9 protein-coding genes and 1 pseudogene are annotated in these 13,277 nt (G+C 72.9%); 7 read left to right on the plus strand and 3 right to left on the minus strand.

What is annotated here, in order from left to right:
• The first annotated feature begins 7 nt into the window (after nucleotides 1–7).
• Nucleotides 8–2,215 carry an RICIN domain-containing protein gene (locus tag OHU35_RS01475; protein ID WP_405504257.1) on the plus strand — a complete coding sequence of 736 codons (2,208 nt, stop codon included), beginning with the start codon at nucleotides 8–10 and terminating at the stop codon, nucleotides 2,213–2,215.
• Nucleotides 2,216–2,221: 6 nt separating this feature from the next.
• On the opposite strand, the gene OHU35_RS01480 is transcribed toward OHU35_RS01475, so the two are convergent.
• Nucleotides 2,222–3,466, minus strand: coding sequence for an SGNH/GDSL hydrolase family protein (locus OHU35_RS01480; protein ID WP_405504259.1), 1,245 nt, complete (start codon nucleotides 3,464–3,466; stop codon nucleotides 2,222–2,224).
• 182 nt (nucleotides 3,467–3,648) lie between these two features.
• Nucleotides 3,649–4,164: pseudogene (locus OHU35_RS01485) on the minus strand (carbohydrate-binding protein); the annotation flags it as partial.
• A 98-nt stretch (nucleotides 4,165–4,262) separates the two neighbouring features.
• On the opposite strand from OHU35_RS01485, the gene OHU35_RS01490 reads away from it, so the two are divergent.
• The 6 genes from OHU35_RS01490 (at nucleotide 4,263) to OHU35_RS01515 (ending at nucleotide 11,800) form a co-directional block, all read left to right on the plus strand.
• Complete coding sequence (locus OHU35_RS01490; protein ID WP_405509154.1) at nucleotides 4,263–5,687, plus strand: CAP domain-containing protein; 1,425 nt, start codon at nucleotides 4,263–4,265, stop codon at nucleotides 5,685–5,687.
• 77 nt (nucleotides 5,688–5,764) lie between these two features.
• On the plus strand, nucleotides 5,765–6,442 hold the full coding sequence (locus OHU35_RS01495) for an AIM24 family protein (protein ID WP_189725406.1): 678 nt from the start codon (nucleotides 5,765–5,767) through the stop codon (nucleotides 6,440–6,442).
• A gap of 184 nt (nucleotides 6,443–6,626) precedes the next feature.
• On the plus strand, nucleotides 6,627–7,694 hold the full coding sequence (locus tag OHU35_RS01500) for a tetratricopeptide repeat protein (protein WP_405504260.1): 1,068 nt from the start codon (nucleotides 6,627–6,629) through the stop codon (nucleotides 7,692–7,694).
• A complete protein-coding gene (locus tag OHU35_RS01505) occupies nucleotides 7,691–8,761 on the plus strand; it encodes a polyprenyl synthetase family protein (RefSeq protein ID WP_405504262.1) in 1,071 nt (356 codons plus the stop codon). The genes OHU35_RS01500 and OHU35_RS01505 overlap by 4 nt, the downstream gene beginning before the upstream one ends.
• Nucleotides 8,762–8,861: 100 nt before the next feature.
• Nucleotides 8,862–9,821 (plus strand): threonine/serine dehydratase, encoded by a 960-nt coding sequence (locus tag OHU35_RS01510; RefSeq protein WP_405504263.1) that lies wholly within the window; start codon nucleotides 8,862–8,864, stop codon nucleotides 9,819–9,821.
• Nucleotides 9,822–10,162: 341 nt separating this feature from the next.
• Nucleotides 10,163–11,800: a serine/threonine-protein kinase gene (locus OHU35_RS01515; RefSeq protein ID WP_189725481.1), complete on the plus strand. Its 1,638-nt coding sequence runs from the start codon at nucleotides 10,163–10,165 to the stop codon at nucleotides 11,798–11,800.
• On the opposite strand, the gene OHU35_RS01520 is transcribed toward OHU35_RS01515, so the two are convergent.
• Nucleotides 11,792–13,225 carry a serine hydrolase domain-containing protein gene (locus tag OHU35_RS01520; RefSeq protein WP_405504265.1) on the minus strand — a complete coding sequence of 478 codons (1,434 nt, stop codon included), beginning with the start codon at nucleotides 13,223–13,225 and terminating at the stop codon, nucleotides 11,792–11,794. The genes OHU35_RS01515 and OHU35_RS01520 overlap by 9 nt on opposite strands.
• Nucleotides 13,226–13,277 lie beyond the last annotated feature (52 nt).

The following is a 13,277-nucleotide window of genomic DNA, read 5'->3' on the forward strand; positions in this document are numbered from 1 at the left end:
GAGTTCCGTGCTCGGAATCCCGCACAGACGCGGACTGCGTCCGCTGCTCCTCGCCTTCGCGCTCGCGGTCACCGGTTCCGGTGCCGCCGTCGCACAGCCCGACCCGGCACCGGCCGCCGAGGCGGCGGCGCTGCCCACGAGCTGGGCCACCGTGGTCAACCAGGGCAGCGGCAAGTGCGTCGACGCGCGTGCCGCCGGGACCGTCGACGGCACCGTCGTACAGCAGTACGCCTGCAACGGAAGTCAGGCGCAGCAGTGGCAGTTCCAGGACACGGGTTCCGGCCAGGTCAGGGTCGGCAACCGCAATGACGCGGCCAAGGTGTGGGACGTGACCGGCGTCTCCGCCGCCGACGGCGCCCCCGTCCAGCTGTGGGCCTTCGGGGGTGGCGGCAACCAGCAGTGGCAGGCGGTCGCCGAGCCCGGCGGCGCCTTCCACTTCGTCAACCGCCACAGCGGCAAGTGTCTCGACGTACCGTCCGCGTCCGCCGACGACAGTGTCCAGCTCCAGCAGTACACCTGCAACGGGACGGCCGCCCAGTCGTTCTTCGTCAACCCCGTCGACGTCCAGCAGCCGCCGGGGACGCCAGACCTGGGCCCCAACGTCACCGTGTTCGACCCGTCGACGCCGGCCGCCACGATCCAGGGCGCGCTGAACGCCGCCTTCGCCCAGCAGGAGACCAACCAGTTCGGCAGCGCCCGCAAGGCCTTCCTGTTCAAGCCGGGCACTTACGACGCCGACGCCAACGTCGGCTACTACACGCAGGTCGCCGGTCTCGGCCTCTCCCCCGACGACGTGACGATCCGGGGCGCGGTGCACGCCGAGGCCGACTGGTTCCAGGGCAACGCCACGCAGAACTTCTGGCGTGCGGCGGAGAACCTGTCGGTCACCCCGCCGTCCGGCACCGACCGCTGGGCGGTGTCGCAGGCGGCTCCGTACCGGCGCATGCATCTGCGGGGCAACCTCCAGTTGGACGACGGCGGCTGGTCCAGTGGCGGCTACATGGCCGACACGCTCATCGACGGCCAGGTCAGGTCGGGTTCGCAGCAGCAGTGGCTGACCCGCAACTCCCGGCTCGGCGGCTGGACCGGCTCGAACTGGAACATGGTCTTCGTCGGCAGCCAGGGCGTGCCCGGCACCAGCTTCCCCAACCCGCCGTACACGACGGTGGCGCAGAGCCCGGTCGTCAGGGAGAAGCCGTTCCTGTACGTCGACTCCGCGGGGGCCTGGAAGGTGTTCGTGCCGGCGGTACGCACCGGCTCCACCGGCGTCAGCTGGGGTGCGGGGACGCCGGCCGGCGCTGCGCTGCCGCTGTCGGACTTCTTCGTCGTCAAGCCGGGCGCGACGGCGGCGCAGCTGAACGAGGCGCTGGCGGCGGGCAAGAACCTGCTCGTCACGCCCGGCGTCTACCACCTGGACCAGACCCTCAAGGTGACCCGGCCGAACACCGTGGTGCTGGGCCTCGGCCTGGCCACGCTGATTCCCGACAACGGCATCACCGCGATGACCGTCGCCGACGTGGACGGTGTCGCCTTGGCCGGCCTGCTCGTCGACGCCGGCACCACCAACTCGGCGCAGTTGCTGGAGATGGGCCCGAGTGGCTCGTCGGCGGACCACGGCGCCAACCCGAGCTCACTGCACGACGTGTTCTTCCGGGTGGGCGGTGCCGCCGTCGGCAAGGCCGGCACCAGCCTGACGATCAACAGTGACGACGTGATCGGCGACCATCTGTGGATCTGGCGGGCCGACCACGGCAGCGGCGTCGGCTGGAACGTCAACACCGCGGACACCGGCCTGGTCGTCAACGGGGACGACGTGACGATGTACGGCCTGTTCGTCGAGCACTACCAGAAGCACCAGACGGTCTGGAACGGCGACGGCGGCCGGACGTACTTCTACCAGAACGAGATGCCGTACGACCCGCCGAACCAGTCGGCGTGGATGAACGGGTCCACACAGGGCTACGCCGCCTACAAGGTGGCGAACTCGGTGACGCGCCACGAGGCGTACGGGCTCGGCAGCTACTGCTACTTCAACGTCAACCCGAGTGTGACGGCCGAGCACGCCATCGAGGCGCCGAACAGTCCGAACGTCCGCTTCCGGAGCATGGTGACCGTCTCCCTGGGCGGCAACGGGACCATCCGGCACGTCGTCAACGACCGGGGCGGGCCGTCCGACTCGACGACGAACGTGGCGAATCTGGTCGCGTATCCCTGACCGGGGCTAGCGGCTCCCGCAGTCGAGGCTCTCTAGATCGACGGCGTCGGCCATCGCCCGCATCCCCTTGTCGTTGGGGTGCAGATGGTCGCCGCCGTCGAAGACGGGGAGCATCCGCTCGGGGTCGTAGGGGCTGCGCAGGACGCGGTCGAAGTCGGCGACCGCGTCGAACTCGCCGCTGTTGCGGATGAAGGCGTTGACCTCCCGGCGCACGGCCTCCCCGGCCGGGTCCCATTCCTGCCAGCCCTTGAAGGGGGCGATGGTGGAGGCCACGACGCACTTGCCGGCCGCGTGCACCCGGTCGATCAGCGTGCGGTATCCGGCGATCAGCCCGGCGGCCGTGGCACCCGGCTCGAGCTTGATGTCGTTGACGCCCTGGAAGAGGAAGACCGTACGCACGCCCGGCAGCGAGAGCGCGTCCCGCGAGAGGCGGTTCAGGGCGCTCTGCCCGGCACCGTCGGTCAGGACCCTGTTGCCGGCGATCCCCGCGTTGGCCACCCCTTCGACGGTCGTCGTGGGGGACTTGGCCAGCCGGCGGGCGAGGTAGTCGGGCCAGCGCCGGTTGAGGTCGGTGGTGGAGTGCCAGCCGTCGGTGACGGAGTCGCCCAGGGCGGCCACGGCACCCGCCGCGGACCGTGGCCGCACGGTGACGGCGTCGAGGTAGAACCAGGAGCCGGTCCGCTGTTTCCAGTGGGCCGCGCTCTCCTCCGCGGTGTGGTCGCCCTCGGCGGTGTACGACGTCTGCATCGCCATCCAGTGGCCGGTGAGCGCGGCTCCCGCCCGGGCCACGAACAGGCTGACGACGAGCGAGCTCGCGGCGGGGACCTGGCCGGGCAGCGGGTCGCTGTGGACGATGCCGCCGGCGGGGACGGTGACGGAGCGCGCGCCGTCGAAGGTCAGGCGTCTGTTGCTGCCGGGTACGAGCGCGGCTCCGTCCCGTTGCAGACCGGCGTGGACGTTGCCGAAGGTCACCGGCTGGTCGCCGAAGGCGTTGGACAGCCGCACCCGCAGGCCGCTGCCGCCGACGCTGGTGTGCACCACCAGCCGGTAGCCGCGGCCGTCGACCGCCTCGCCGATGTGTCCGGCCGAGGAGGCCCAGGTGACCACGCCGTCCCCTGGCTCCGCCGGGGCGGCGGGAGGCCGGGGCCGCTCGGCCCCCTGGGGTGTCGCACCGGCTCCGCAGCCCAGTACGAGGCAGGTGGAGAGGGCCGCCAGGGCGGTACTGCGGCGGGGGCGTGCGGTGCGGGGCATCGTCGGCGCTCCTTCGGCCGGTCGGCGGGCGCTCTCACGGCGCGAGGTCTCGTAGGGTCGGCGAGCCGCCGAGCGGGCGGCGGCTCGTCCGGGTGGTCCCGGCGTACGACACGGTAGTGGTGCGGCCTCCGACGCTCTCCACCTGCCCGGCCGCGACGGGACGAGCATCTCGATCATGGCCGTCAGGACGACTTCGGCACGTCGATCCGGTCGATGTCCGGGGCGTGGCCCGAGCCGCTGTCGAAGGTGATCGTGTTGGCCCCGGCCTTGAGGGGCACCGGGACGCTGACCGTCTCGACGGTGCCCCAGTCGCCGGTGGAGGGGAATGTGTGGCGGGTGGCTTCGCCGCCGTTCGCGGAGATCTCGACCGGGCGGGCGTCGCCGCTGACGTAGGCGACCTTGACCTGGTAGGTGCCGGGGCGGTCGACGACGACCTTGTTGAAGGTGAGCTTGCCGCCGAGGTAGAGGTCGCCGACCTTGCGGTCGCCGGAGCAGGACGGGCAGTCGGCGGGCGCGGCGTTGCCGGAGAGGGTGTTGGCGGCGGACTCGGCCTCGTAGCCCGTCGTGGCGAGTGTGCCGCCGCGCGGGGTGACGGTGAAGAGGCGGGAGCCGTGGGCGGGCAGGGTCCGGGTGATCTTGTTCTTGTGGGTGCCGAGGTTCTCGTGCTTCCACAGGTCGCGGACCCCGGCCTTGCCGGTGACGCTGTCAATAAAAGAAGCAAGGAATCGCTCTCGAAGCCCTTGGGCCCGAGTTCAGGTGGGAACCCTCGCGCTCCCCAGACCGTTGTCCGGGCGTGATCAGCGAGTTGGTCCCCGGTGGCAATCTGGCGCTGCCGGGCGGTGCGGTGACCGTCCGGGTGCCCGGGCCGTTCGACGTGTCCGCGCTGATCACGGACGACAGCGGAAGGGTGCGGGGCGACGGCGACTTCGTCTTCTACAACCAGCCGGCCGCGCCGGGAGCCGTGCTGCGGGGCGACACGCTCACCGTGGACCCGGCGAGGTTGCGTGCCGGCGCCACCCGGGTCACCGTGGCCGTCAGCCCCGCCGAGCCCGGAACCACCCTCGGCCGCCTGCCCTCCCCCACGCTCCACGTCATCGGCCCCGCCGGCCGCCCGCTCACCCGGTTCACCCCGTCACGGCCCCGGCAGGAGACGGTGCTGCTGCTCGCGGAGCTCTACCGACGCGGCGACCGCTGGAAGCTGCGGGCCCTGGGCCAGGGGTACGCCGACGGGCTGGCGGGAGTCGCCCGGGACTTCGGCGTCGATGTCGTGGACGACACGTCCGCGTCGGAGCCGGGCGCGCTCGACAGCGGGGTGCGCCGAGCGGCCCTCGCGCCCACGGCCGGGCAGGCGGGGGTCTCGGCAGTGCGGCACCGGGCCGCGACCGAACCGGCCCACCGTGCCGCCCACTCCCCCGGACCTCCCGCCTTCACGTCCTCCGCACCCGGTCCCGACGGGTTCGTCGCGCTGGTCAACGCCGCGCGGACCGAAGCCGGTTCGCCGCCGGCGACCCTCGACGCCCGCTTGGCCTCCGCGGCCCGGGAGCACGCCGCCGCCATGGCGATGACGGGACGCCTCGGCGTCGAGAGCCGGGACGGCGTCTCCGTCTACCAGCGCGTCACCGGCGCCGGGTACGCATACCTCACCATCGGCGAGCACCTCGTGTCCGGCCCGCGCACACCCGCCGAGTTCGTCGCGTACTGCCTGCGCACCGACGCTCCGCGCCGCACCCTGCTCGACCCGGCGTTCACCCACACCGGACTGGCCCACGTCCACGACGGTCCCTCCGGTGACACCTTCTGGACCGCGCTGTGGGCCCGGCCGTTCACACCGGACGGGCTGGCGGGCACGGCAGCGGCCGTCGCCGACCTCACCAACCGGGAGCGGGCACGGGCCGGACTCCCGCCCCTGGCCGTCGACCCCCTGCTCACCACCGCCGCGCAGGCGCACAGCGCCGACATGGTGGCCCGCGCCTTCTACTCGCATACCGCGCCCGACGGCAGCCGGCCCTGGGACCGGGCGGCCGCGGCGGGGTCCACCCGGCGTTCCATCGGCGAGAACATAGCCTGCGGCCAGCGCTCCCCCGCCGACGTCGTGGAGGGCTGGATGAACAGCCCGGGCCACCGGGCCAACATCCTCAAGCCCGGCTTCACCCACATCGGCATCGGCTTGGCCGGGGGCGGCCGGGCGGGCACGTACTGGACACAGCTCTTCGGCGCCTGACACCGCACCACCGCGCTCCGGTCCGTCACTTGTGCCCGATCTTGGCGGAGGGAGACGCTCCGGGCGAGGATGCCCGCATGAAGGGTGACCTCTTTTCCAGCGAGCACATGGCACAGCCGGCCGTCACGGCGGGCATGACGATAGAGAACGCCAAGTGCGTCCGGTACACGGTGAACGGCGAGATGCACGCCCGGCAGGGCGCGATGATCGCCTACCGCGGTAACCTCCAGTTCGAGCGCAAGGGCCAGGGCGTGGGCGGCATGCTCAAGCGCGCGGTCACCGGGGAGGGACTGCCGTTGATGGCGGTGCGCGGCCAGGGCGAGGCCTGGTTCGCCCACGAAGCGCAGAACTGCTTCATCGTCGACGTCGAACCCGGCGACGAGTTCACCGTCAACGGCCGCAACGTGCTGTGCTTCGACGCCACGTTGTCGTATCGCATCGCGACCGTGAAGGGAGCCGGCATCACCGGCGGCGGCCTGTTCAACAGCGTCTTCACCGGGCACGGCAAACTGGGCCTGGTCTGCGAGGGCACCCCGCTCGTCATCCCGGTCTCCGCGCAGTACCCGGTGTACGTCGACACCGACGCGATCGTCGGCTGGACCGCGGGCCTGCAGACCTCCCTGCACCGCTCCCAGTCCATCGGGTCGATGCTGCGCGGCGGCTCCGGCGAGGCCGTGCAACTGCTGCTCCAGGGCGAGGGATACGTCGTCGTACGGCCGAGCGAGGCGACCCCGCAGAAACCCGGGCAGCACTGATTCCGGCACTGGAGTCCCCTCGGGTGATCTACGCCTCACAGGCAACCCGGTCCGTTCCCCCGACGTCTTGATCGGCAACAGGTGATGCCCTGGCCCTTGTGGCCAGGGCCGGTTTCCCCCCTTCTATACGCACCATGTATACGCAGTGTGTATACATGGTGCGTATACGGACCGAAAGGCATCGATGTACGGCAAGGCATTCGCCCCCGAGTACCAGGGCGCGCTCACCACTCTGTCCGTCAACTCCTCACTGACCGACGTACTGGCCGCCGGCACCGAGCAGTTGAGGGCGGCCGAGCGCGCCGGCAAGCCCGGGGAGGTGGCGCGTTCCGGACTCGCGGTGGCCGAGGCGCAGCGCCGGCTGGGCCGGGTCGCGGACGCGGACCGGGCCTGGAAGGCGAGCTACCGCGCCGCCCGCGAGGCCGAGGACGCCGGGGCGATGGCCTGGGCGCTGTGGAGCGGCGGCACCCTGGCCCGGCAGCGCGGCGCGCTCCCGCTGGCCCGCCGCCTCCTCCAGCTCGCGGCCGACCTGGGCGAACACGGCGGGGACATCGTCGTACGCGGCTACTCGCTGGCGGGCCTGGCCGAGACCGGCCGCATCCAGGGCGACTACGAGGCCGTCGGCCGGCTGCACGAGCAGTTGCTCGCCGAGGCCCGGCGGCGCGGGGAGGCGCGGCACACGGTGTGGGCGCTGGAGGGCATCGCACAGATGCACCGCAACACCGGGGACTACGACACGGCGTACGCCCTGTTCGAGGAGTCCGCCGAGATCGCGGCGCGCGCCGAGGACCGGCGTGGTCACGCCTGGGCGCTGCGCGGTCTGGCCGACGTCGTGTCGGTGCGCGACGGGGACACCGAGCGGGCCCTGGAGCTGCTGAGCGAGGCGGAGACGACATGCCGCGCGATGCGGCTGTCCAGTGCCCTGGCCTACAACCACAAGATGCGCGGCAACGTGCTGTACCGGGCCGGGCGTTACGCCGAGGCACGCGCCCTGTACGAACAGGCGCTCGCGGAGTTCCGCGAGATGAGCGAACCGCGCGGGGAGGCGCTCTCGCGCCTCGGACTGGCCAAGTCCCTGGCCCGGCTGGGCCGCGACCGCGGCGAGACGGCGGCCGAACTGGCCGAGCTCGCCGGCACGCTGGAGCGGATCGGCCTCCAGCACGCCCGCAAGATGGTGGCCCGCGCCCATGAGGAGCTCGGCATACCGGACACGGGGCTCGCGCTCGCGGGGGCGACGGAGGCGGCACGATGACGGCGCTCCCCATGGCGGTACGGACGACACGGCAGGACACCGCGACGCCGGCCACCACCACGCGCTCCGCGGACGCTCACCAGGTCCTCGAGCGCTGCCGTGCCCTCGTGCGGCCCGCCCTGGCCGAGGCCGTCGGACGGCTGCACCCCTGGGTCGGCGAGATGGCCGCGTACTCCTTCGGCTGGTGCGAGGTGGGCGGCGCCCCGGCCGTCGCCTCCGGCGGCAAGGGCGTACGGCAGGCGCTCGCGGTGCTCGGCGCCGAGGCGGCCGGTGCGCCCGGCCGGTCCGGGGTTGCCGCGGCCGTGGCGGTGGAGCTGGTGCACACCTTCTCCCTGCTGCACGACGACATCATGGACGGCGACGCGGACCGGCGGCGCCGCCCGACCGTGTGGAAGGCCTACGGCACGGGACCCGCGGTCCTCGCGGGCGACGCCCTGTTCGCGCTGGCCGTCGAGACGCTCGCGGCGCAGCCGGGCGGTGCCGGTGCCGTGCGGACGCTGTCCGGGGCGTTGGGAGACCTGGTGCGCGGGCAGGCGGACGACCTGCTGTTCGCCGAGCGGCCCTGGACGGGACCGCGGCGGGTACGGCCCGACGAGTACCGGACGATGGCGGAGCACAAGACCGGCGCCCTGCTGGGCTGCGCGGCCGCGCTGGGTGCCGTGCTCGGGGGCGCCGCCCCGGAGACGGTCACCGCGCTCGACCGGGCGGGCCGGCACCTCGGAATCGCCTTCCAGATCGTCGACGACGTGCTGGGCATCTGGGGTGACCCCCGGGTCACCGGCAAGCCGGTCCACGGCGACCTGCGGGAGCGCAAGAAGACGTTCCCGGTGCTGGTCGCGCTCGGCTCCCCGAGCGGCGGCAGGCTCGCCGCGCTCCTGGAGAGCGGCGAGGAGCCCGATGCGGCGGCGGCGCTGATCGAGGAGGCGGGCGGCCGTTCGGCGGCCCTGGCGGAGGCCCGGCGTCACATCGCCGTCGTCGAGACGGCGCTCGCCGGGGTGCCGCTGGCTTCGGGAGCCGCCGGCGAACTGCGGTCGCTGCTCGACTTCCTGGTACGGCGCGACGTCTGAGCCGGTGCCCTCCGTCCGAACATGTTTGACCTCGGCAGGGTCGGCGGGCGAGGCTGCGACCAGGTGCGTTCCGCAACCCCGCGCCGGAAGGACGACCGCCGTGATCGGCATCTCGGAGATCGAAGCCGCGGCCGAGCGGATCGCCGGGCACGTCGTGCGCACGCCGACCGTGCCGAGCCCGGGGCTGTCGGCGCTGCTCGGCGCCCCGGTGACCGCGAAGCTGGAACTGCTGCAGCGCACCGGCTCGTTCAAGGCGCGCGGGGCGACGGCGAAGCTGCTGTCGCTCGGCGAGGCCGAACGGGCCGCGGGGGTGGTGGCGGTCAGTGGTGGCAACCACGGGATCGCCCTCGCGGTCATGGCGGCGGCCCTCGATGTGAAGGCCACGGTGGTGATGCCCCGCTCCGCGCCCGCCCGTGCCGTGGAGATCGCGGAGGCGTCGGGCGCCTCGGTGCGGCTGACCGACGACATGGACGGCGCGTTCGCGCTCATGACGCGGCTCCAGCAGGAGGGGCTGACCCTGGTCCACCCCTTCGACGACCCGGTGGTGATCGCCGGGCAGGGCACGGTCGGCCTGGAGTTCGCCGCCGACGCCGGGGAGCTCACCGACGTGCTCGTCAGCATCGGGGGCGGCGCGCTGATCTCCGGTGTCGCCGCGGCACTGCGGGCGCTCCGGCCCGGGGTGCGGGTGTGGGGCGTGGAGACCGAGGGCGCGCAGGCCATGTCCGAGGCGCTGGCGGCGGGCGGCCCGCGGCCGGTCGCCCTGTCGTCGATCGTCTCCACGCTCAGCGCCCCGTCCGTGTCGCAGCTGACGTACGACCATGTCTCGGCCCTGGTCACCGAGGTGCTCGTGGTCCCGGACCGGGAAGCCGTGCGGGGTTCACTGGAGCTGGCCGACCACGCCAAGGTGTGGGCCGAACCGGCCGCCGGCTGCCTGCTGCCCGCCGCCCGGCAGGTCCTGGAGCGGGTCGGTGACGGAGCGCGGCTCGGCCTGGTGGTGTGCGGGGGCAACGCGACCACGGGGGACATGATCGCCTGGTCGCATCGCTTCGGTCTGCGCTGAGGATCCGGCCGCCCTCGGGAATCCGTCGCGGAATTCATCGGAGGGCTCCGAGTTCAGATGTTGTACACCGCCTCATTTACCGGCGGTTACCACCAGGCCAGCCCGGAATTTGCGAATCCGCGGGCGGCGGCGGGCCAATTCTCCGAGCACATGGAGGCCCGGGCGGCCGAGGTGAGCCGCGTCTGAACCGTGAAAGACCGTTTCTCCTCGCGCACTTGCTCCCATCTCTTGAACAAAAGACAAGAATGAACACGGAGTTGCGATCCGATTGAACAGAGTGCGCCTCACCCCCCGTACCTCTGGAAAAGGTTGAGAGCCAGATTTCCAGTCGAGGGATGGCCATGGGCAGGGCGCACGTCTCCACACACCAGTTGGTCGCCGGCCGGTACCGGCTGCTCGAGATCATCCAGCGCGAGACCAACCGCATCTGCTGGTACGCCGAGGACACCGGCGCCGGCGAAGTCTCGCGGCCGTGTCTCGTCACCCAGATCGGGCTTCCGGACGACCCGCTCGAGCCCGAGCGCCGGGCCTCCGCCCGGCTGCTGCGCACGTCCGAGAACATGGCGCTGCTGTGCCCGGGCCGGGTCGCCAGGGTCGTCGACACCCTCGAGGAGGCCGGCGCCCTGTGGACCGTCAACGAGTGGATCGACGGCACGCCGCTGGGCGAACTCCTCTCGGAGCAGGGGACGTTCAACTACGTGCGCGCCGCGCGCATCGGCCTGGAACTGCTCGACGTCCTGGACGCGGCGCACGCCGAGGGCATCACCCACGGCGAACTCAGCCCCGGCCAGGTGTTCGTGCGCGAGGACCACTCGGTCGTCGTCACCGGCTACGGCCTGGCCGGCGCCACCCTCGCGCCCCGGCTCACGGCCCCCGCGTACGCCTCTCCGGAACAGGCCCGGGACGAGCGCATCGGTCCCGCCGCCGACCTGTGGGCGCTGGGCGCGATCCTCTACACGATGGTCGAGGGACGCCCGCCCTTCCGTGACCGGGGGCGCCCGGAGAACACCCTGAAGGCCGTGGACCGGCTGCCGCTGCGCTCGCCGGTGCGCTCCGGGCCGCTCACCCAGGTCGTGCAGGGGCTGCTCCGCAAGGACTCACGGGAGCGGCTGACCCGCCCGGTGGTCCGTGAGGCGCTGACCCGCGCGCTCAGCGAGGACCCGGAAGCGGCCCTCGGCTCGGTGCAGGCCCCGCGGCTGCGCGGCTCCTACGCCGCCATGCTGCCGGGCAACCCGGCCTGGAGCAGACGGACCATGGTGGCCGGGACGGCCCTGGCCGTCATCACCGTCGCGGTCGCCGTTCTCGCCGCGACCCAGGGGCTGCCCGGCAGTGACACCGGCAGCGAGGCGGCCGACTCGCCGGCCCGGCCGCCGGCCTCCGCCGCCTCGCCGGGCGAGAGCACCGGCGGTGACAGTCCCGAACCGTCCAAGACGCCCAGCCCGACCGAGACGCCTTCCTCCCCCACGCCCACTCCGTCGTCTCCGGAGCCCACGCCGTCCGCCCCGGCCACCGGCCTGCCGCCCGGCTTCCACCGTTACCAGGCACCGGAGGGCTTCTCCGTCGCGCTCCCCGAGGGCTGGAAGCGGCTGGACACCGACCGCCAGGGCCTCGCGTACCGGGTCGTCTTCGGCGCCGACGGCGACGACCGCACGCTGGCCGTCACCTACAGCGCGGACGCGGGCCCGGACCCCGTGGCCGTGTGGCGGGACGACGTCGAACCGAACCTGAAGCAGTCCGGTGACTACGAGCGGATCGGCGCGATCCGCGCGACGACGTACCAGGGGCGCGAGGCCGCCGACATGCAGTGGACGGCGGACGTCGGCGACACCCGCGTACGCACCTTCGGCCGGGGCTTCCTGCTGGGCGGGGGCCGGAGCTTCTCGCTGCGCTGGACGACCCCGGCCGCGGACTGGGAGGACAACGCGAACGAGGAGACGTTGCGCACCGTCCTCAAGACCTTCCGGCCGGACTCAGACTGAGCCGCGCGGCGCGCGCAGCGAGTTGAGCGGGCCGGGACGCAGGGGCTGCGTGCGCCAGCGCGCGGTGAGCGTACGGTCCGCGAGGGAGCACGTCAGCGCCAGGCGGTGCGGGGTCTCCAGGAACGCCACCTCCACGGCCAGCGTGCCGGCATCGGTCCAGCCGCCGCTCACGGCGGTCGGCAGCGGCCCTTCCGCCACCGTCCAGCCCGCCTTCCCGAGCCGCAGGTCCAGCGGGCTCTCATCCTCGGCGACCCTGAGCGTCCAGCCGTCCGCGTCCTGCACGAGCCCGGCCGACCGGGCCGGGCCGTCCTTCTCCAGGGAACCGAACACGGCGGCGGCCCAGTCCTCGGCCCGTCCGGGCGGTGTCGCACTGCCCGGGGCGGGCGGCAGCGCGAGCCCGGCAAGGCGCTCGCGCAGGGCCGCGTCGGCGGTCTCCCTGCCGGGCAGCGGCTCGGGGCCGAAGGCGGGCAGCAGATGCTTCCAGGCGAGGTCCAGGAAGTCCTGCATCCGCTCGGTCGCCGCGGTCGTGGCGATCACCGCGTCGTGCTCGGGCAGTACCAGGCAGAACTGACCGTACGCGCCGTCGCCCCGGTAGCCGTGCCGGGAGGTCCAGAGCTGGTAGCCGTAGCCCCGGTCCCAGTCCTGCCGGCCCACGTCTCCCATGGCACCGGCGGTCGGGATGTGCGGGCGCGCGGCCCGGGCCGCCCACCCTTCGGGCAGCAGCCGCTTGCCCTCCCAGACCCCGTCGCGCAGATACAGCTCGCCGAGCCGGGCGACGGCGTCGGTGGTGGCGTGCAGACCGCTGTAGCCGATCTCGCGGCCGGCCCGGTCCCGCTGCCAGAAGACCTCGCCGATGCCCAGCGGATCCAGCAGCCGCGGGCGCAGATACTCGGTGAGCGGCTGTCCGGTCACCCGCTGGACGATCGCGGCGAGGGTGTAGGTGGTGGGCTGGTTGTAGGCGAAGACGGTGCCGGGGTCGCGGTCCGGCGGCAGCAGCAGGAACCCCCGCACGGGCTCCGCCCGGTCCAGCCCGTAGGTCTCCTCGATGGTCTCCCGCTCGTGGCCGCTCGACATGGACGCCACGTGCCGTACGAGCATGGCGCGGCTGCGAGGGTCGGTGATGTCGGCCTCGAACTCCGGGAAGTAGGAGATCACGGGCGCGTCGAAGTCGAGCAGTCCCTCGGCCTCGGCCAGGGCGGCGGCGGTCCCGGTGAAGCTCTTGCTGAGCGAGTACAGCAGATGGGGGCGGTCGGGGGTGTACGGCGCCCACCAGCCAGAGGCGACGAGGTGTCCGTGCCGCATGATCATCAGGCTGTGCGGCTCGATCTCCGGGGCCGCTTCGAGGGCGTCGAGGAAAGCGTGGACGCCGGAGGCGTCGACGCCCTGGGAGGCGGGGCTGCCGGTCGGCAGGGCGGAGGCACTCATGGAGGCATCCTCCCTCTGTCCACGGAACTTGATCGAGCCGTTTTCACGCCCG

This window comes from Streptomyces purpurascens (assembly GCF_045040895.1).
In the GTDB taxonomy this organism is placed as follows: Bacteria; Actinomycetota; Actinomycetes; order Streptomycetales; family Streptomycetaceae; genus Streptomyces; species Streptomyces purpurascens.